The following is an 18,333-nucleotide window of genomic DNA, read 5'->3' as shown; positions in this document are numbered from 1 at the left end:
CGGCCGACGTCGCCGGCGCCGACGATGGCGAGTCGCATCAGGCCTCACCCCCGACCAGCGGCTCGACGACGGTTAGCTCCTTGTCGGTCCCGATGGCGCGGATCGCCTCGAAGACCCGCTCGGCGCGACCGGAGTCGATCGCGAGCCGGAGTCGCGCGCTCGCGGTCGCGTTCGTCCCCTCGGGAGCCGCAAGCGAGAGGTCCTTGACGACCGCGTCGGCCTCGTCCTCGATCCGCGAGAGCGTCTCCGAGAGGTCGGTCTCGACGAGGTCCCCGACCAGGACGACCGAGAGCTCCTCGCCGTAGTGTTCCGCGCCGGCCTGGATCACGTTGATACCGGCGTCTCGCAGCGCGTCGACGATCCCGTCGAAGCGCTCGGGCGGGCTCTCGAGGTCGACCTCGACGGGGATGTGGCCCCGCGGCGTGATGTTGCCGCGCTCGTGGTGGATGCTCAGGAGATTGCCGCCGTTGGCCGAGATCGGCTCGAGCGCGCGGAGCAACTCGCCGGGCTCGTCGACCAGCTCGAGGCGGACGGTGTAGGCGCGCACGCCGCCGTCGGTCTCGGGTTCGTCCTCCTCTGGGTCGGGCTCGGGTACGTCACCCATCGTCGTCACCTCCGAACTGCGGGCGTCCAGGCGTCGTCATACTCTGTGACTCCGTAATGGGCGTGTAAAAGGATATAGGACTTCCCAAAACTCTCCGGGCGTGTCAACAGCCGGCACGGCCGCTCGAGGTTACACTCAGAGGTGGTCCTCGCCGGGGTTCGAGGAGCCCCAGTCGCCCCGTCCGCCCTCGGTACGGTCGACCCCCATGATCGATTCGGCCTGGTCCGGCCCGCCGAGGCTCTCGCGGGCGTCCGGGATGCGAACCGTGACCTCGTCGATCTCGGACCACGTGAGCAGTTCGGCCTCGATGTTGCTCGTCGTGATGTCGCCGACCGAACACCCCTTGCAGCCGCCGCCGAGTTCGATGATGACCTCGCCGTCGTCGGGGTCGGCCTTCCGGACCGCGCTGGTCCCCCCGTGCATCTGGATGATCGGCATCTCGCGCGTGAGCCACGTCTCGACTCGGTCTTTGAGCGGCGCGTCCTCGGAGTCAGTCATCGTCCGACCTAGGGACTCGAGCGGTGAATAGGTTTGGTCCGAAACCCTCACGATCGTTCGGTACAGCGCCGACGAACCGCCTCGAGCGCGAGCGCACCGGCGCCGAGCGCGCCGACGGCGGTGAAGCCGGGGATCGAGTCCGCACCGTCCTCGCCCGCGTCTCCACGGTCGTCCTCGACCGGGAACGTGTACAGCGCCCCCTCGAGGTCCGCGTTCGGGAGCAAACCGGTGCTGCTGGCGACGAAGGTTTCGCCGGGCTCGGCGACCCGGGTGGTCCAGAAGGCGGTCTCCTTGCGGTCGCTCCAGGCGGCGACTTCGACCGGGTCGGCGGGATCGCTCACGTCGTGGATCCGCACGCCGCCCCGGTACCACGAGGAGTAGAGCCGATCGTTTCGCAGCTCGAAGTTGTGGGCGGTCGTCCACCGGCCAGCGCCGTGGGTCTCGTCGTCGGCCCGGGGCGGATCGATCGTCGCCCGGCGTTCGGGGGCCGCGGGATCGCTCGCGTCGTAGAGGTCGATCCCGCCCGGCGCGTCGGGCTCGCCCCCCTCGACGGCCCAGGCCTCCCGACCGACCGCGAGCAGGTCGCCCGTCTCGTCGACCGCGGCGTAGTGGTCGTTGCCCGGCAGTCCGAGCCGGGCGTCCTCGTCGCTCCGCTCGCGCTGGCGGTCCAGGTCGGTCTCGCGGACGTGGGAGACGTACGTCGGGTCGGTCGGATCCTCGACGTCGATCAGGTACGTGCCGGGGTTCCAGTGGGCGAGGTAGGCGATCTCGTCCTGCACGTAGACATCGTGGTTGTAGCGGGCGATCCAGTGGAGTTCCGCCCACTCGGGCTCGCGCTCGAGCAGCGACCAGCGGCCGAGTTCCGCGACGTCGTCGGCGATATCGAAGATCACGAGGGCGTGGTCGTCCTCGCTATTGGCGACGACAAAGAGGTGGTCGCCCTCGAGGAAGCAGTTGTGAATGTGGTATCCGGTCTCGTAGGGGTCGATCGTCGGCTCCGGCGCGGCGGGATCGCTCACGTCGTAGACGACGAACCCGTGGAAGACGTCGTCGGACTGGACGTTCGCGGGGCCGACGACCGCCAGCCGATCGCCGTCGACCGCCACGTCGAGGACCTCGATCATCGGCCGCCCGTCGTCCCCGAGGCCGCGCTCCTCGGCGAGTACCGTCGGCTCCGCCGGGTCGGCGATATCGACGGTCGCGAACCCGTCGGTCGCGGCCAGATAGGCGGTGTCGCCGTCGTCGCCGACCACGGCCTCGGCGGCGCCGTCGACGGCGACGCGGCCGAGCGGTTCGAACGAGTCTGCCCGGACGGGGTCGGCGCTCGAGGCGATGCCAGCGGACGCCGTCAGCGCGAGGACGCCGCCGGCGCTCGCTCGAAGGAAGGGTCTCCGGCGCATGGGCGGGAAGACGGGGGCGACAAATAAAACGGCGCGGTCGGCGGCCGATCAGCTTCGCATGCGTTCCCTGTCGCCGGTCCCCCCGGTGAGGGCGCTGGCGACCGCGCCCTCGAGGACGACATCGTCGCCGTGGTCGGTGACCCGGATCTCGGGGACGTTGTTGAGCAGCATGTCGGAGACGCGCTCGCGGATCGGGTCGACGACGAGTTCCTCGTTGTGCAAGGCGACGGCCCCGCCGAAGGAGACGACGATGGGGGCGAACGACTGGACGACGTTGGTGACCCCGATGGCGTTCCAGTGGGCGAGCTGGTCGATGGTGTAGTCGGCCAGCTCGTCCTCGCCGGCCAGCTCGAAGACGTCCTTCGCGGTGAACTCGGGACTCTCGAGGGGGAGGTCGGTCGAGACGGTCGGGTCGTCGTCGGCCAGCAGCCTGGCGAAGTCGGGGATGCCGTTGCCCGAACAGTACGCCTCCCAGTGGCCGTCGTGGCCGCAGCCGCAGGTCAGCCGGCCGCGCGGATCGATGACGCAGTGACCGACCTCGCCGACGTTGCCGTCCCAGCCGGCCAGTATCTCGCCGTCACAGCAGACGCCGGCGCCGACGCCCGACGAGAGCGTGATGTAGACCATGTCGTCGGGGTTGCGGGCGGCGTGGAACCGCTCGCCGATGACGCCCGCGGCCGTGTCGTTGTGGAGATGGACCTCGTCGCTGTCGATGAGCTTCTCGATCGGCCCCGTCAGCGGAATGCGGTCGATCGAGTCGGGGAGGTTCGCCGGATCGATCACCGCCCCCTCCGCGAGGTCGAAGGGACCGATCGAGCCGATGCCGGCGGCGGCGATCTCTTCGGGCGCGACTCCCGCGTCGCCACACGCCTCGCGGAGCGTTCGGAGGACGCCCTCGGTGACGTCGATCCCGGTGGGACCCCGCGGCGTCCCGTTGCGACTGATACCGATCGTCGTCCCGTCGTCGGTCGCGACGGCGGCCCGGACGTTGGTCGCACCGAGGTCGACGCCCGCGTAGTAGACCATACTACAGCAGAGAACCGTCGTCGTACTTAACTACCGGTATCTTCACTCGACCCCGAGTAGCTACCGAGACCCGGTCGGCACAGGTATGCTACATGAGAACATAGCTAATGTATGGCAACCGACGAGTACGACTCCGATCCGGTGCCAGGTGCCGCGCTCACCGACGCGGAGCTCGAGGCGCTCCACGAGGTCGAACTCGGCCTCGAGTGGCTCCAGCGCGCCCAGGGCTGTCTGCTCGAGTTCCACCACGCGACGGGCCACGGGATGGATCACCTCGACGACGCCGAGCGGCTGCTCAGGGAGAGCGGTCACGACGACCTCGCCGACGCCATTCGAACCCAGCTCCTTCCCCACGGCGTCGTCGACGGCGACCGCTGGTCGTACGACGTCCTCGAGGACTTCCAGGGAACGCTGCTGGCCGAGACGGCTGCGCTCGAGGCCCGCGTCCGGGAGGAACTGGCCGACGGCCGGCGCCACGTTCCCGAGCGACGGCAGGAACGACAGTGGAAGGAACGGGCCGATCGGGACGGAGACAGTCCGTGAGAGCAAGGCTGCCGGCTCGAGTCCCCGCCTACTCCATCACGTCGAGATCTCGGTAGTAAGTCACCGGACAGGGAGCGTCGAGAATGATCTCCTGGGAGACCGAGCCCAGCACCGCCTTCTCGGCCGGCGACCGCCGGCGTCCGCCGACGACCAGTCGGTCGGCGTCGACCGCCCGCGCCATCTCGACGACCTCGGTGGCCACGTCCCCGAGCGCGCCCCGAACTTCGGTCTCGACGCCCGCCGCCGAGAGGCGCTCCTCGAGGTCGGAAACCGGCGGGCGTCGGGCCGCGACCGCGTCCGGGTCGACGTCCTCGACGCGCTCCTCGAAGCCCAGGTTCTCGCGGAACTCCTCGTACTCCGCCTCGGTGAAGGCGTGGCCGATCACGACCGTCGCCTCGAGTGGGGCCGCGATCTCGAGGACGGTCTCGGCGAGTTCCTCGGCTCGGACGGTGTCCATCGGCCCGACAGCGAGCAAGACGGTATCGATAGCCATGCGAGTACGTGTCGGTCCCATCCGCTTAACCGTTCGCGATCCCGCAGTCGTTCGCGGACAGCGCGCCAGACCGACTGTTGGGGTCGGTTCCGGCGCACCCACGACCGTCCCGCGAGTGCGTCGGAACCCGGTACGGCGGACCGCCTCATACGGATTGCTGTAACGATTTACCGGCGCAACCGCCGCACGGGTCGCGGTTGCGCCGGTAATGACTTACAGTAAACCGTATCACTCCTCCGCGTCCTGGCGTCCACGGACGAACGTCACCGGACACGGCGAGGAGAGCAGGACCTCTTGGGCCGTCGAGCCGAAGACGGCCTTCCCGGTCGGCGAGCGACGGCGGCCGCCGACGACGACCCGATCGGCGGCGACGCCCGTCGCCAGCTCGACGATCGTCGAGCCGTGGTCGCCGATGTCGCCGCGGATGTCGTAGTCGACGTCCGCCTCCTCGAGTTTCCGGCGCAGGTCCCTGATCGTCGAGTGCCGCGAGGCGACCTCGTCGGGGCGAACCTGGCCGCTCTCGGCGTCCATCTCGAGGTTCTCGAGCACCTCGTTGTACTCGTCCTGGGTGAACACGTGGGCCAGCACGACCGTCGCGCCTGCGGGCTGTGCGGCCTCGATGACCGTCTCCGCAAGCTCGTCGGTGCGGTCGGCGTCGCCCGGACCGACGGCGAGGAGAATCGTCTGTAGCGTCATACCCGCTCTATGTACCGGTGCCGACTTAAATTCGGGAGTTGCAGGCACGGGCGGATCCGGTGGCGTCGGTCGCCGCTTCCGGGTCGCTTTTGCCGTCCGTCGGCGACGAAGGCGGTATGAACGCTCCCGACCTCTCGGATCGAACCGTCCTCGTCACCGGCAGCGCGCGAGGCGTCGGCCGGGAACTCCTGCTCGCGACCGCCGACTGCGGGGCGAAGACGACGGTTCACTACCACACCAGCGCCGACGCCGCCCGCGAGGTCGCCGAGGCGGCCCGCGAGCGGGGCGCCCCGGAGGCGATGACCGTCCAGGGCGACGTCACCGATCCCGAGAGCGTCGACGGACTGTTCGCGGCCGTCGAGGCCGAACTCGGCGACGTCGACGTCCTCGTGAACAACGTCGGTGACTTCGCGCCCGCCCACTGGGAGGAGATCGAGTTCGACACCTGGAACCGGGTGCTCGAAACCAACCTCAACGGCACCTACCTCTGTTCGAAGCGCGCGCTGGGGGCGATGCGCGAGGCCGACTACGCCCGGATCGTCAACGTCGGCTACGCCTCCTCGGAGAAGGGGCTCGTGAGCCCGAAGAACTTCCCGTACTTCGTCGCGAAGGCGGGCGTCTTGATGTTCACGCGGATGCTCGCCGCCGACACGCAAAACGAGGGCGTGACGGTCAACGCTATCTCGCCGTACGTCGTCGAGAACTCCGACGAGTTCCCCGAGGAACTCCCGCGGGACCGCCCCGCGAGCTTCGAGGACCTGGTCAACCCGCTGTTGTTCTTCCTCGATCCCGACAGCGAGTACGTCAGCGGCGAGAACGTCGAGGTCGACGGCGGATGGCTACCCGAGAGCGTGTAGGCACCCGTTTCCGGGGCGGGCTTTTTCGGCGCGCCCGTCGCGAGGACCGATATGACACTCCCGGTTGCGGTGGGATGGCGCCACCTCCTGTTCGCGAACTGGCCGGTCGCTCCGGCGGTCGTCGACGCCCGCCTCCCGGACGGCCTCGAGCCCGACACCTACGACGGGCGCGCGTGGCTCTCGATCGTTCCGTACCGCAACGTCGCCGTCCGTCCTCGAGGTGCGCCCGCGAGGCTGGGGTTCGGGCTCCCCGAACTCAACCTCCGGACCTACGTCCGCCGGAACGGGGAGTCGGGGGTCTACTTTTTCAGTCTCGACGCCGACGGCGTCCTCGGCGTCCTCGCGGCCCGGCTCACACACCGCCTGCCGTACTACAACGCGCGCATCGAGATGCGGCTGGGGTCGAGACACGTCCGGTTCGCGAGCGAGCGTCGCCACCCGGGCGCGACCCCGGTTCGGTTCGCGTGTCGGTACGAACCCGTCGGCGAGCCGTTCGCGCCGAACCCGGACTCGCTCGCGGCGTTTCTCACCGAGCGCTACCGCTACTACACGATCGGGCGTCGGGGCGAACTTCGCTCCGCCGACCTCGTCCACGATCGCTGGTCGCTCCGCCCGGCGACGGTCGCCCTCGAGACGAACACGCTCTTCGAGGCCAACGGCTTCGAACCCCCGGCGACGTCACCGGTCTGTTACTACAGCCCCGGGGTCGACGTCGTCTCCTCGCGAAACCGGCCCCGCTGAACGCGCGGCGGATTCCGGGCGCGGATTCTCGAGGGCGGTCCTAACGGTCGGGGCCGCCTCGAGTCTCGGGCGGAGCCGCGGCGCTCGCACACGTTCGGCCAACCGACTTCCGGGCACGGCACGACCGTCCGAATCCCGGACGCGACGGGAAGGTACATTGCCTCGCGGTTCCAGCACTCGTCCGATGAACGAGCCCGGCGTCCAGTCACTGATGGATCAGGAAACGCTCGACGAACGGGTGCGAACCGGCGACGCGCCGGCGTGGGTCGAGGCGCACTGGCGCTCCTTTCGAGAGGGGCTGCTCGGCGAACGAAACGAGACGCCCTTTCCCTGCTTTTTCGGCGCGGAATCGGTCCAGCAGGGCGAGCCGCTGTACACCGCGGTGCCGTCGATGTCCGACGCCGACGCCCTGCTGACGCTGCGGGATCGGATCCTCGAGTACCTCGAGGTCTACCGCGAGCACTCGCCGCGGGCCTCGCTGGTCACCTTCTTCAAGCCGCCGGAAGAGCCGCTCTCGGAGCGGGAGTACCACGACGCGCTGTGGCACGTCTTACAGACGCTGCACTGCCACGACCCCGAACCCTGGCCCGAAGCCATTCCGACGAACCCGGACGACGAGCGCTGGGAGTTCTGTCTGGGCGGCGAGCCGATGTTCCCGACCTGTCGAGCGCCGTTCTACGACGAGCGCAAGAGCCGGTACTGTCCGATCGGGCTCGAGGTCACCTTCCAGCCTCGCGCGCTGTTCGAGAACCTCGGCGTGACCGCCGACACCCACGCCGGCCAGCAGGCCCGCGACGTGATCCAGGACCGCCTCGAGGGGTACGACGGCGTCTGTCCCCACGCCGATCTGGGCGACTGGGGCGTCGAGGGCGACCGCGAGTGGCCCCAGTACATGCTGACGGCCGACGACGCGCAATCGCCCGAGGAGTGTCCGATGACGGTCACTCGAGATCATCCGAAACCCGGTGCGCAGCTGCCATGATCGACACCGAGGACCGCGACGGCCCGGGGCCGACGCTGGTGCTGATCGACCTCCAGGAGGGGTTCGACGACCCGTCGTGGGGAACGCGGAACAATCCCGATGCCGAACGGCACGCGGGCGAGTTGCTCGAGGCCTGGCGGGAGGCCGACCGCCCCGTCGTCCACGTCCGCCACGACTCGAGCGAGCCGGACTCGCCGCTGCGGAGCGACGGGCCGGGTTTTGCGTTCAAATCCGAGACGGCGCCCCTCGAGGGCGAGGCGACGTTCGTGAAGTCGGTCAACAGCGCCTTTATCGGGACGGGCCTCGAGTCCTGGCTCCGCGACCGGGGCCTCGAGCGAGTCGTCCTCGCCGGGCTGACGACCGACCACTGCGTCTCGACGACGACCCGGATGGCCGAGAACCTCGGGTTCGAGCCGACGGTGGTCGCCGACGCGACGGCGACGTTCGACCGCGAGTTCGACGGCGAGGCGTTCGACGCCGAGACGATCCACCGGACGGCGCTGGCCCAGCTCGAGGGCGAGTTCGCGACGGTCGCGACGACGGCGGAGCTACTGGGCGACGAAGCCTGAGGGAGGTTCGCTCGAGCGTCGGTTCAGACGGTGCCGATCCCCTCGGCCGCCGCGATGACCGCGAGCGTGGCAAGGAAGCCGACGAGCGCGCCCGCGAGGAGTTCGGGTCGGCCGCGGTTCTCGAGGTCTGCGCCGGCGGCGACGCCGGCCGGGAGGAACTCGACGACGACGAGATAGAGCAAGGCGCCGGCCGCGAAGCCGAAGCTCGGCGCCAGCAGCCCCTCGAAGGTCGCGACGAAGACGTAGGCGACGACGGCGCCGATCGGCTGTGGCAGCCCGGAGAAGACGGCCCAGCCGACGACCTTCCAGCGGTTCATCCCGTAGGCGATCAGCGGGATCGCGATCGCCAGCCCCTCCGGCACGTTCAGGATCGAGATCGCGATCGCCATGAACACGGCCAGCGAGGGGATCGCGAGGCCGGCAATCTCGACGGTTCCGTCGGTCGGATCTGCGAACGAGACGCCGACGGCGATCCCTTCGGGAATACTGTGAATCGTCAATACTGCCACGGTGAGGACGACCGTCCGGGGATCGACGTCGGAGACGGTTCCCGGCGCGAACTCGTAGCCGTCGATCGCCCGGTCGGCGAGGAAGACGAACCCGACGCCGGCAAGCGCACCGATCGCGACGGGGCCGACGCCGCCCGCGGCGACCCCCTCCGCGAGCAGCCCGAACGCGGTCGCCGACAGCAGGATGCCGGCGGCGACGCCCCAGAGGACGACGAGCCAGCGGTCGCGGATCTCCTCGAGGACAAAAAACGGGAGCACGCCGAGCCCGGTCGCGAGGCCGGTGACGAGCCCGACGGCGAACACGAGCGAGAGATCGAAGAGCGGTGACATCGGGCGAGAGGTAGTATGGAGGGCGGTGGGCGGACAGCCGGCAATAGGTTACCGTCGGAGTTTGTCGACGAGCGGGAGCTCGGGGAGGTCGACGTCGAGCTGTTGGCGCGCGAACCTCGCGAGCATCGGGACGTCGTTGGCGCTCAGCAGCTTTCGGATGGCGAGGGGGTTCCCGTTGTTTGCCCGCGCCAGCGTCTCCTCGTCGAGACGCTCGAGGTCGGCCATGAACTCGTCGTACCGGTCGTTGTCCGCGAGGTAGAGCAGCCGGGTCATCAGCTGTCGCTTCCTGACGTTCGGTGCGACCTTCTTGTGCCACAGCGAGTCGTACACCTCGAGGTTCTCGGCCGTGGGTTCGACGTTGCCGTGTTTGAGACAGCTGTCCGTGGCGGCCGCGGCCATCCGACCGGACTGCATACACGTGTGGATCCCCTCGCCCCACAGCGGGTCGACCGTCGGCACGGTGTCGCCGATAGCCATGAACCGATCCGTGTGAATCTGGCCCGGCGGCTGGATGTGAGCCGAGCCGCGGTGTTGCTTGCCCTCGATACGCTCGGCGTTCCGGAACCGCGGGTCGGTATCCATCCAGTGAGAGAGATAGTCGTCGATGCTGAAGTCGTCGCGGGCGTACGTGCTGTGACTGCCGTTCTGGATGTAGCAGACGCCGACCTTCGCGGTGTCCTCGCCCGTGTGGAAGATCCAGGAGTAGCCGCCGGGTGCGATGTTGTGGTCGAGGCGCAGCATCATCGCGTCGTGGAGATCCGCGAAGCCGGGGCGATCGATCTCGATCCCCTCGAGTTCGTACTCGATGCCGATGGCGTGGTTCTCGCGTTCCAGATCGCTAACGCCGAGCTTCTTGGCGATCGGCGCGGCCGGTCCGGTCGCGTCGACGACGATCTCGGCGTACACCTCCTCGTCGCCGTTGTAGGTGACGCCGACGGGTTCGCCGTTCTCGACGATCGGCGCGGTGGCGCGGGCGTCGAAGCGGTACTCGGCGCCCTTCTTCCGGCCGTCCTCGACGAGAAACCGCTTGAAATCCGCAAACTCGAGAACGGCACCGGGCTGGTTCTGGACGTAGTGGTCCGTGGGGGACTCGAGGACGACCTTGTCGGTGTACTGCATCACGACGTCGTCCGGAATCCCGAACGACGCCATCATGGAGGGGAACGTCCCCGCGGTAGACTTGTTGCTCTGGCGCGGGAACTCGTCCTCGGACTCGGTCTCGAGGACGACGACGTCGTAGCCCCGGGTCGCGAGGTCGCGAGCACACTGGGCGCCGGCCGGTCCGGCCCCGGCGACGACTACATCGTAACGCTCGTTCATAGTCTTGGAACTATCTCGCCCCCTAATGAGTTTGTCCAAGCAGTTGCGTCGTCGCCCGGTCAACGGAACCGGGATGCGGTGTCGGGTTCGGTGGGCTCGAAGGAGCTGTTCGGAGGGGCGATCGGGGGTCGTCGATTCGAGCGACGGCGCTACTCGCTGTAGCCTTCCTGTACGAACGTCCCCTCGGTCTCGTAGATCGAGAGCAGTTCCTCGATGAGCTCCTCGGGAGACTGGCCCTCGTCGCAGTGGCTGTCGAGTCGGTCCTTGAGGTCGTCGCTGATCTCGAGGGAGTGAGTCATGTATGATCGTCGGTCGTACCCTCGCTCGCCGCGACCAAATAGACCGGGGGCGCGTGTGCAGCCGTCCGACCGACGGCGGCGAGAGCCGGCACGAGACGGCACCGCGATTATGCCCCTCCCCGAGAAAGGACGACGCATGGTAGCGACACTGTCCGACGACGAGGTTGGGAAGAAAGTGATCGACGCAGAAGGCAAGGAGCTCGGCATCGTCGCGAAGGTCGAAGGGGGGCGGGCCTCCGTGGATCCGAACCCGAGCGTCGCCGAGCACCTGCTCGCGAAGATCGGCGTCGAGGGCGAGGACGAGGAGGACTACCTCGTCACCGACAGCATGGTCGACCGGGTCGACGACGACACCGTCGTCCTGCAGGGCGACATCTAGACGCGAATCCCTCTTATGGGGCCGGCGGGATGCGACCGCGTTTTCGGTCCACGATCGAACGCCTCGAGCCACGGCTTCGACTCGAGGGTCAGGAGGGATGCTGGTGGCTGAGGCGCTCGGCTACCACGTTCGGTACGGGCGTGTTGCAGTCCTTGCACTTCCAGCTCCGGCGGACCCCGCTTCGGTCCTCGATCATGTCCTGTCTGAACCGCAGCGTCGCGCCACAGGTGCACCTGTGGGTCGTCGGGGACATACTCGGGCGTTCGGGCGCTCGGCTCAAAGATCCACTGGTCAGTCACTTCTCGTCGCGGACCTCGAGCGCGGCCTCGCAGAGGGTCTCCCGCTCGTCGAAATACGCCGGCGCGTCGGCCTCGGCCTCGAACTCGACGATGCGGTTCAGCGCCTCCTGTCCCTCGTCGACCTCCGTCTGGAGGTCGGCGGCCAACTCCGTGTAGCCGGCCGACAGCTCCTGGAACGCCTGGATCCGGGCCTGCTTGGCGTCGACCAGCGCCTGCTTCTCCTCGAGGTCCTGGCCCGCAGCCTCGAGGTCGTCGACGTCGGTCCCGTCGACGGGCCCGGTCGCCGACGGCGGCCGTTCGGTACGGGGAGTGTCGGTCGATCGCTCCTCGAGTTCCGAACGCAACTCGGCCAGCCGTTCGTCGATCTCGTCTAACAGTTCGTTGGCCTCGTCGGTCATCGTCTCGACCCGACCCGACAGCAGGCCCGCCTGGGTGTGACAGTACTCGACGAACTCCGAGACCGACGGGGGCGCTCCGGTGTCGTCGCTCATACCGGACCCGTTCGTGCTTCCGACCGAAGTCAGTTCGGCTCCCGCGGTCGTCGAGTGTTATCACACCACCCTCTGTTGGGCTTTCAGACGGGTTAAGTTCCTTCGACCCCTGACTCGGGTATAATGATTCGGCCGTCAGCGCGATCACCGTTTCACGCTCGCTTCCGGGGGTATCCATGAGTCGGGACACGATCGAGGTTCGCGGCGCCGAGGAGCACAACCTCAAGGATCTCGACGTGACCATCCCCCGCGAGGAGTTCACCGTCGTCACGGGCCTGTCGGGCTCGGGAAAGTCCTCGCTCGCCTTCGAGACGGTGTACGCCGAGGGCCAACGGCGCTACATCGAGAGCCTCTCGGCGTACGCCCGGAACTTCCTGGGCCAGATGGACAAACCGCAGGTCGAGACCGTCGAGGGGCTCTCCCCGGCGATCTCGATCGACCAGAAGAACGCGGCGAACAACCCCCGCTCGACGGTCGGCACGGTGACGGAGCTGCACGACTACCTCCGCCTGCTGTACGCGCGAGTCGGCACCCCTCACTGTCCCGAGTGCGGTCGGGAAGTCGGCGAGCAGTCGGCCCAGAACATGGTCGAGCGCATCCTCGAGCTTCCCGAAGGGACGAAAGCCAAGCTCGCGGCCCCCGTCGTCCGCGACCAGAAGGGCGCCTTCGAGGACCTGTTCGACGAACTCGTCTCGGAGGGGTACGCCCGCGTCGAGGTCGACGGCGAGGAACACGACCTCACGCTCGAGACGCCCGACCTCGACGAGAACTTCGATCACACGATCGACGTCATCGTCGACCGCGTGAAGGTAAGCACCGAAGCGCGACCGCGGATCATCGACAGCGTCGAGACGGCCCTGGAGGAGGCCGAGGGCGTCCTCAAGGTCATTCTCCCGGACGCACCCCAGGAAGTCGCCGCGGAACTCGGCGAGGAGTCCCGCCAGACCGGCGCGCTGGGCGACGAGACCGAGACCGACGATCGCTTCGTCGTCGAGTTCTCGAAGGATCTCGCCTGTACGCACTGTGGGATCGACGTCCCCGAGATCGAGACCCGCTCCTTTTCGTTTAATTCGCCCCACGGCGCCTGTCCCGAGTGTGAGGGGCTGGGCGAAACCAAGGAGGTCGACGAGGATCTGGTCATCCAGGACCCCTCGAAGCCGCTCAAGCACGTCTTCGAGGCCTGGAGCTACAACCGGTCGTACTACAAGACCCGCCTCGACGCCGTCGCCGACCACTTCGACGTCTCGCTGTCGACGCCGTTCGAGGACCTCGAGGAGGACGTCCAGGAGGCGTTCCTCTACGGCACCAGCCGACAGGTGCTGTTTAAACGGCAGACGAAAAACGGCACCCGCCGGAAGAAGAAGCGCTTCGAGGGCGTCATTCCGAACCTCGAGCGTCGCTACCTCGAGACCGACTCCGACTCGACCAGAGAGCACATCGAGGACTACATGTCGGTCACGGAGTGTCCCGCGTGTGACGGCACCCGCCTGAAGCCCGCCTCGCGGGCGGTGCTGGTCGACGGCACCGCGATCACCGAGATCAACGCGATGAGCATCGGCGACGCCCGCGACTACTTCGAGGCGATGGAGGCCGACCTCACCGAGCGCGAGCGTGTGATCGCCGAGGAGATCTTAAAGGAGATCCGCGCCCGTCTCGGCTTCATGTGCGAGGTCGGGCTCGAGTACCTGACTCTCGATCGAGAAGCCGCCACCCTCTCCGGCGGCGAGAGCCAGCGCATCCGGCTCGCGACACAGATCGGTTCCGGTCTCGTGGGCGTGCTGTACGTCCTCGACGAGCCCTCGATCGGGCTCCACCAGCGGGACAACGACCGGCTTCTGGATACCCTCGAGGAGCTTCGCGACCTCGGCAACACGCTGCTCGTCGTCGAACACGACGAGGAGACGATGCGCCGCGCGGACAACGTCATCGACATGGGCCCCGGCCCGGGGAAACGGGGCGGCGAGGTCGTCGTCAACGGCTCCGTCCACGAAGTGAAGGCCTGCGAGGAGTCGATCACCGGGGACTACCTCTCCGGCCGCGAGCAGATCCCGGTGCCCGACGAACGGCGCGACGCGGACGGCGCGCTCACCATTCGAGGCGCCCGCCAGCACAACCTCGCCGATCTGGACGTCGACCTCCCGCTCGGGAACTTCACCGCGATCACGGGCGTCTCCGGCTCCGGGAAGTCCACCCTGATGCACGACGTGCTGTACAAGGGCCTCGCGCGACAGATGAACGACAACACGAGCGTCATTCCGGGCGACCACGACACGCTCGAGGGACTGGACCAGATCGAGACCGTCCGACTGATCGACCAGTCGCCGATCGGTCGCACCCCGCGCTCGAACCCGGCGACGTACACCAACGTCTTCGACTACGTCCGGGAGCTGTTCGCCCAGACCAAACTCGCCAAGCAGCGGGGCTACGAGAAGGGCCGGTTCTCGTTCAACGTCAAGGGCGGGCGCTGCGAGGAGTGTGGCGGACAGGGGACGGTGAAGATCGAGATGAACTTCCTCTCGGACGTGTACGTCCCCTGCGAGGAGTGCGACGGCGCCCGCTACAACGACGCCACGCTCGACGTCACTTACAAGGGCAAGACGATCGCCGATGTGCTCGACATGGAGGTCGAGGAGGCCTACGAGTTCTTCGAGTCCTCGAGCCAGATCCGGCGCCGGCTCGAGCTGCTCAAGGACGTCGGGCTGGGCTACATGACGCTTGGCCAGCCCTCGACCACCCTGTCGGGCGGTGAGGCCCAGCGGATCAAGCTCGCCGAAGAGTTGGGGAAGAAGGACTCCGGCGAGACGCTGTACCTGCTCGACGAGCCCACGACGGGGCTCCACCACGAGGACGAGCGCAAGCTCATCGACGTCCTCCACCGCCTGACCGACAACGGTAACACCGTCGTCGTCATCGAGCACGAACTCGACCTCGTCAAGAACGCCGACCACGTCGTCGACCTCGGACCCGAGGGCGGCGAACACGGCGGCGAAATAGTCGCGACGGGCACCCCCGAGGAGGTCGCCCGGCTCGAGGACTCCCACACGGGTCGGTACCTGCGGGACCTGCTCCCGAAGGTCGACCTCGACGGGCCCCGCGGCGAGCGCGTCGAGCCCGTGACCGCGCCGATGGACGACGACTGAGCGGTCTGCTACGACCGCTCTTGTCGTCCTCACGGGCGAATCTCGAGTGCGCCGGACGGAGACTTCACAGCGGTTAGGTGTGTTGCGGCCGTCTCGAGGCGATCGGTCCACTCCTCGGAACTCGTTCGGTCGCGTTCCAGCGTAGGCGACGCGATCCAGACGCCGAGGGCGCTCTCGAGTTCGCGCTCGGCTGGCTCCGAGGATACCTCCTCGACGACCGCTTCCGGCATCCGAACCTCCCCGCTCGTCCCTCGAAGCAGGTCGAGAGAACCGATATCGGCCAGCGTGATGAACACGCTCGCATCGACGAGGAGCGTCCGACGGTCGTTTCGATCGTCGGTCATCGGTTCACCGGAGCGCGTCGACGTCCGCCTCGAGATCGGCCTCGTCGTAGTTCGAGAGGACGTTTCGATCGTTTGCTTCGGCCATCATCCGCGCGATCGACACGCCGGCTATCTCGGCGGCGCCTCGCATTCCGACCTCGCCCTCCCGGTAGCGCTCGAGGGCGATTCGAATCAGCTCCTCGCGCGCACCGCGTCGAACCGCCTCTCGGATCGCGTCGCTTCGACCGCCGCCACGCTGTTCGGCGAGCCGGTCGAGGAGGTCCAGTTCCTCGTCGCTCATCCGTGCAGTGACGTTCTCCATGCGTATTACATCGTATTGCAACGCAATAAGTATGGCTTCGGTTCGGTAGCCCGTCCGATTTCCGGGATCGTGGCGAGCGCGTCGAGCCCGTGACCGCGCCGATGGGCGGCGACTGAGACGGTCGGCGTGCGATCGGAACCGTTACCAGCCCGATCACCCTACTCTCGCGGACGAATGAGCGACCGAAAGGACCGTCTCCGACGGGGCTTTCTCGGCGTCGGCGTCGTTACGCTCGTCCTCGCGCTGGGGATCATCGTCCTCGCGGGAACGACGCCCGTGACGGCGGCGCTGTTCGGCTGGCTCGCGGTCAGCGGCTGTCTGCTAGTCGCCGCCGCTGTCCGCGAGCGGATTGCGGGCGTCGGCTGGCCCCGGATCGCGAGCGTCGGGCTGGCCGTGCTCGCGCTGGGCGCGACGACGCTCGGGTTCGTCCAACTGCTCGCCGGCGCCGACGGCTGGACCCTGCTCAACGGCGTCGTCATGCTGTTCGTCGGACTCGTGCTGGTCCTGCTCACCCTCGAGTGCTGGCTCGGCGGTGTCGGGATAGCCTCGGAGACATTCGCCGTCGACTGACCGGGAACGGAACGGATTTGATCGGAGCGGCTCGAGCCATCGTATGGGCTCGGACGACCGGTGTCAGATGGGCGGCTGTACGCGAGGGGCCGACCGTACGATGACGTTCAGAAGCCACGAGGATATCGACGTCTGTGCGACCCACTACCGGCGCAACGTCGCGATCAAGTACGGCGTGCTGGTCGCCGTCTCCGTCGTCCTCGCCGGGCTCGGAGTGGGAGCCTACTGGCTGTTCGTCTGAGCGACGGGCCGACAGTTCCGGGGGAACCTTTCTGCGCCTCGAGCGCTTCCGTTCGGGTATGACGACCGTCTACGCCGCGTTGCGCGATCGGCTGCTCCGCGCGGAGGGAGAGGAGGAGTGGACGACGACCAGTCACCTCGAGGGTCACGAGCTCGAGTGTCTCGCCGCCTCGCCCGACGCGCCCGAGCGGGTGTTCGTCGGCACCTTCGAGAGCGGCCTCCACCGCTCGACGGACGGCGGCGACTCCTTCGAGTCGCTCGAGACCGAGTTCGTCCCCGAGCGCGAGTCGGGGTACGGCGGCGCCGAGAACCTCGAGAGCGACGCCGTCACGGCGGTGACGATCAGCCCCCACGATCCCGACGTCGTCTACGTCGGCACCGAACCGAGTCGGATCTACCGCTCGAGCGACGGCGGCGAGAGCTGGGAACACCTCGAGGGGCTCACGGACCTCCCCTCGGCCGAGGGCTGGTTCTTCCCGCCCAGACCCCACACCCACCACGTCCGCTGGCTCGAGGTCGACCCGTTCGATCCCGATCGGCTCTACGTCGGGATCGAGGCGGGGGCGTTCGTGCTGAGTACAGATGGCGGGGAACGCTGGCAGGAACGGCCCGAGGGATCGCGCCGGGATAACCACAGCATGGCGATCCACCCCGATCGAGAGGGGCTCGTCTACTCCGCCGCGGGCGACGGTTTTGCAGTCTCGGCGGACGGCGGCGAGTCGTGGGACCACCCCCAGGAGGGCCTCGAGCACCGCTACTGCTGGAGCGTCGTTCCCGATCCCGGCGACCCCGACGCGGTGCTGGTCTCGAGCGCCAGCGGCGCCGGCTCGGCCCACACGGCGAGTTCGGCGGAGTCGTACGTGTATCGAAAACCGGGCGGGGAGCCCTGGGAGCGCCTCGAGGGAACGGGGCTGCCGACGGGCGAGGGCGTCGTCCGCGCCGAGTTCGCCACCGGTTCCGATCCGGGGGTTGTCTACGCCGTCAACAACCGCGGTCCGTTCCGAACCGCGGACTTCGGCGACTCGTGGGAGCGACTCGAGGTGGCGTGGCCGGAGGGTCTCGAAGCGCAGGCGCCTCGAGGGCTGGCGGTGCTCGAAGCGTAGGTCGCAGTAGTCGCCGCCATCGGTTCTCCGTTCGAGACTGCGGGTGCGGTGCGCAGCGATGCGCGTGCATCGGCTCCTCGAGCCCACACATACGGCAGGTGAGCGCGGGAGCGTTCGGATCTCCTCGAGGGCAACCGACGTCCGACGGCGAGCATCGGGCGCTTCGAAATCCTTTTAGGCGCTACACGGGGATACTAGCGTAACTGAGTGATATCATGGACGTCGACATCATTTCCGAAGAGGAAAACCCCATGTTGCACCGCACGGACGTGACCTTCGAGCTGTCCCACGACGACGCCACCCCGGAGCGACTCCAGGTTCGAGACAGCCTCGCGGCGAAGATGAACAAGGACGCCGACGAGGTCGTCGTCCGCAAGCTCGACACCAAGTTCGGGATGCGAAAGACCGTCGGCCAGGCCAAGGTCTACGAGACGGCCGACCACGCCCGCGACGTCGAGCAGGAGCACATGCTCGAGCGCAACAAGATCGTCGGCGACGCCGACGACGCAGAGCCCGAAGCGGAGGAGGCCTAAATGGCTCGCTACGAGCTCTACGACGACGACGGGAGCAAGAACCGCGAGCAGTGCCCCCGCTGTGGC

General features: G+C 68.0%; 24 protein-coding genes. 11 read left to right on the top strand and 13 right to left on the bottom strand.

Features of this window, described 5'->3' with window-relative positions:
* Nucleotides 1-37: 37 nt before the first annotated feature.
* The 4 genes from ACNA7R_RS14515 to ACNA7R_RS14500 all read right to left on the bottom strand — a co-directional run bounded on the left by ACNA7R_RS14515 (nucleotide 38) and on the right by ACNA7R_RS14500 (nucleotide 3,528).
* Nucleotides 38-604, bottom strand: coding sequence for an amino acid-binding protein (locus tag ACNA7R_RS14515; RefSeq protein WP_416284269.1), 567 nt, complete (start codon nucleotides 602-604; stop codon nucleotides 38-40).
* A 135-nt stretch (nucleotides 605-739) separates the two neighbouring features.
* A complete protein-coding gene (locus ACNA7R_RS14510; RefSeq protein WP_416284268.1) occupies nucleotides 740-1,102 on the bottom strand; it encodes a NifU family protein in 363 nt (120 codons plus the stop codon).
* 47 nt (nucleotides 1,103-1,149) lie between these two features.
* On the bottom strand, nucleotides 1,150-2,502 hold the full coding sequence (locus ACNA7R_RS14505; RefSeq protein WP_416284267.1) for an LVIVD repeat-containing protein: 1,353 nt from the start codon (nucleotides 2,500-2,502) through the stop codon (nucleotides 1,150-1,152).
* Between the two features lie 48 nt (nucleotides 2,503-2,550).
* Complete coding sequence (locus ACNA7R_RS14500) at nucleotides 2,551-3,528, bottom strand: ROK family protein (protein ID WP_416284266.1); 978 nt, start codon at nucleotides 3,526-3,528, stop codon at nucleotides 2,551-2,553.
* Between the two features lie 111 nt (nucleotides 3,529-3,639).
* Here ACNA7R_RS14500 and ACNA7R_RS14495 point away from each other — a divergent pair, with 111 nt between their 5' ends.
* Nucleotides 3,640-4,071: a hypothetical protein gene (locus ACNA7R_RS14495; protein WP_416284265.1), complete on the top strand. Its 432-nt coding sequence runs from the start codon at nucleotides 3,640-3,642 to the stop codon at nucleotides 4,069-4,071.
* 28 nt (nucleotides 4,072-4,099) lie between these two features.
* On the opposite strand, the gene ACNA7R_RS14490 is transcribed toward ACNA7R_RS14495, so the two are convergent.
* Nucleotides 4,100-4,564 carry a universal stress protein gene (locus tag ACNA7R_RS14490; RefSeq protein ID WP_416284264.1) on the bottom strand — a complete coding sequence of 155 codons (465 nt, stop codon included), beginning with the start codon at nucleotides 4,562-4,564 and terminating at the stop codon, nucleotides 4,100-4,102.
* 228 nt (nucleotides 4,565-4,792) lie between these two features.
* Nucleotides 4,793-5,260 carry a universal stress protein gene (locus ACNA7R_RS14485; RefSeq protein WP_416284263.1) on the bottom strand — a complete coding sequence of 156 codons (468 nt, stop codon included), beginning with the start codon at nucleotides 5,258-5,260 and terminating at the stop codon, nucleotides 4,793-4,795.
* Between the two features lie 116 nt (nucleotides 5,261-5,376).
* On the opposite strand from ACNA7R_RS14485, the gene ACNA7R_RS14480 reads away from it, so the two are divergent.
* From ACNA7R_RS14480 to ACNA7R_RS14465, 4 genes are all read left to right on the top strand, one after another.
* Nucleotides 5,377-6,117: an SDR family NAD(P)-dependent oxidoreductase gene (locus ACNA7R_RS14480; RefSeq protein WP_416284262.1), complete on the top strand. Its 741-nt coding sequence runs from the start codon at nucleotides 5,377-5,379 to the stop codon at nucleotides 6,115-6,117.
* Nucleotides 6,118-6,168: 51 nt separating this feature from the next.
* Nucleotides 6,169-6,858, top strand: a complete 690-nt coding sequence (locus ACNA7R_RS14475) for a YqjF family protein (RefSeq protein ID WP_416284261.1) — start codon at nucleotides 6,169-6,171, stop codon at nucleotides 6,856-6,858.
* Between the two features lie 184 nt (nucleotides 6,859-7,042).
* Nucleotides 7,043-7,840 (top strand): YqcI/YcgG family protein, encoded by a 798-nt coding sequence (locus tag ACNA7R_RS14470; RefSeq protein ID WP_416284260.1) that lies wholly within the window; start codon nucleotides 7,043-7,045, stop codon nucleotides 7,838-7,840.
* The gene (locus ACNA7R_RS14465; protein ID WP_416284259.1) at nucleotides 7,837-8,409 is read left to right on the top strand and encodes a cysteine hydrolase family protein; all 573 of its coding nucleotides are present in this window, start codon (nucleotides 7,837-7,839) and stop codon (nucleotides 8,407-8,409) included. Before ACNA7R_RS14470 ends, ACNA7R_RS14465 begins: the two co-directional genes overlap by 4 nt.
* 23 nt (nucleotides 8,410-8,432) lie before the next feature.
* Here the strand turns inward: ACNA7R_RS14465 and ACNA7R_RS14460 are convergent, their stop codons facing one another.
* The 3 genes from ACNA7R_RS14460 to ACNA7R_RS14450 all read right to left on the bottom strand — a co-directional run bounded on the left by ACNA7R_RS14460 (nucleotide 8,433) and on the right by ACNA7R_RS14450 (nucleotide 10,867).
* A complete protein-coding gene (locus ACNA7R_RS14460) occupies nucleotides 8,433-9,248 on the bottom strand; it encodes a ZIP family metal transporter (protein WP_416284258.1) in 816 nt (271 codons plus the stop codon).
* Between the two features lie 48 nt (nucleotides 9,249-9,296).
* A complete protein-coding gene (locus tag ACNA7R_RS14455; RefSeq protein WP_416284257.1) occupies nucleotides 9,297-10,568 on the bottom strand; it encodes a digeranylgeranylglycerophospholipid reductase in 1,272 nt (423 codons plus the stop codon).
* Between the two features lie 149 nt (nucleotides 10,569-10,717).
* Complete coding sequence (locus ACNA7R_RS14450; protein ID WP_416284256.1) at nucleotides 10,718-10,867, bottom strand: hypothetical protein; 150 nt, start codon at nucleotides 10,865-10,867, stop codon at nucleotides 10,718-10,720.
* A gap of 136 nt (nucleotides 10,868-11,003) precedes the next feature.
* Between ACNA7R_RS14450 and ACNA7R_RS14445 the strand changes: the two genes are divergently transcribed.
* Nucleotides 11,004-11,246, top strand: coding sequence for a hypothetical protein (locus ACNA7R_RS14445; protein ID WP_416284255.1), 243 nt, complete (start codon nucleotides 11,004-11,006; stop codon nucleotides 11,244-11,246).
* An 88-nt stretch (nucleotides 11,247-11,334) separates the two neighbouring features.
* On the opposite strand, the gene ACNA7R_RS14440 is transcribed toward ACNA7R_RS14445, so the two are convergent.
* Nucleotides 11,335-11,499: a hypothetical protein gene (locus tag ACNA7R_RS14440; RefSeq protein ID WP_169331720.1), complete on the bottom strand. Its 165-nt coding sequence runs from the start codon at nucleotides 11,497-11,499 to the stop codon at nucleotides 11,335-11,337.
* Nucleotides 11,500-11,541: 42 nt separating this feature from the next.
* The gene (locus tag ACNA7R_RS14435; RefSeq protein ID WP_416284254.1) at nucleotides 11,542-12,036 is read right to left on the bottom strand and encodes a hypothetical protein; all 495 of its coding nucleotides are present in this window, start codon (nucleotides 12,034-12,036) and stop codon (nucleotides 11,542-11,544) included.
* A 176-nt stretch (nucleotides 12,037-12,212) separates the two neighbouring features.
* Here ACNA7R_RS14435 and uvrA point away from each other — a divergent pair, with 176 nt between their 5' ends.
* Nucleotides 12,213-15,176 (top strand): excinuclease ABC subunit UvrA, encoded by a 2,964-nt coding sequence (gene uvrA, locus ACNA7R_RS14430; protein ID WP_416284253.1) that lies wholly within the window; start codon nucleotides 12,213-12,215, stop codon nucleotides 15,174-15,176.
* 29 nt (nucleotides 15,177-15,205) lie between these two features.
* Here the strand turns inward: uvrA and ACNA7R_RS14425 are convergent, their stop codons facing one another.
* Complete coding sequence (locus ACNA7R_RS14425) at nucleotides 15,206-15,520, bottom strand: hypothetical protein (RefSeq protein ID WP_416284252.1); 315 nt, start codon at nucleotides 15,518-15,520, stop codon at nucleotides 15,206-15,208.
* A gap of 4 nt (nucleotides 15,521-15,524) precedes the next feature.
* Nucleotides 15,525-15,821, bottom strand: coding sequence for a UPF0175 family protein (locus ACNA7R_RS14420; RefSeq protein ID WP_416284251.1), 297 nt, complete (start codon nucleotides 15,819-15,821; stop codon nucleotides 15,525-15,527).
* A gap of 174 nt (nucleotides 15,822-15,995) precedes the next feature.
* Between ACNA7R_RS14420 and ACNA7R_RS14415 the strand changes: the two genes are divergently transcribed.
* From ACNA7R_RS14415 to ACNA7R_RS14400, 4 genes are all read left to right on the top strand, one after another.
* Complete coding sequence (locus ACNA7R_RS14415; RefSeq protein ID WP_416284250.1) at nucleotides 15,996-16,391, top strand: hypothetical protein; 396 nt, start codon at nucleotides 15,996-15,998, stop codon at nucleotides 16,389-16,391.
* Nucleotides 16,392-16,434: 43 nt separating this feature from the next.
* Nucleotides 16,435-16,632: a hypothetical protein gene (locus ACNA7R_RS14410; RefSeq protein ID WP_416284249.1), complete on the top strand. Its 198-nt coding sequence runs from the start codon at nucleotides 16,435-16,437 to the stop codon at nucleotides 16,630-16,632.
* A gap of 58 nt (nucleotides 16,633-16,690) precedes the next feature.
* Complete coding sequence (locus ACNA7R_RS14405) at nucleotides 16,691-17,734, top strand: WD40/YVTN/BNR-like repeat-containing protein (protein ID WP_416284248.1); 1,044 nt, start codon at nucleotides 16,691-16,693, stop codon at nucleotides 17,732-17,734.
* Nucleotides 17,735-17,949: 215 nt separating this feature from the next.
* Nucleotides 17,950-18,267, top strand: coding sequence for a 30S ribosomal protein S24e (locus ACNA7R_RS14400; protein ID WP_416284247.1), 318 nt, complete (start codon nucleotides 17,950-17,952; stop codon nucleotides 18,265-18,267).
* The last annotated feature ends 66 nt before the right edge of the window (nucleotides 18,268-18,333 follow it).

It is taken from the genome of Natronococcus sp. (assembly GCF_047921035.1).
Lineage (GTDB): Archaea > Halobacteriota > Halobacteria > Halobacteriales > Natrialbaceae > Natronococcus.
The sequence above is the reverse complement of the archived record's forward strand: the minus strand, read 5'-3'. Positions and strand labels throughout refer to the sequence as shown.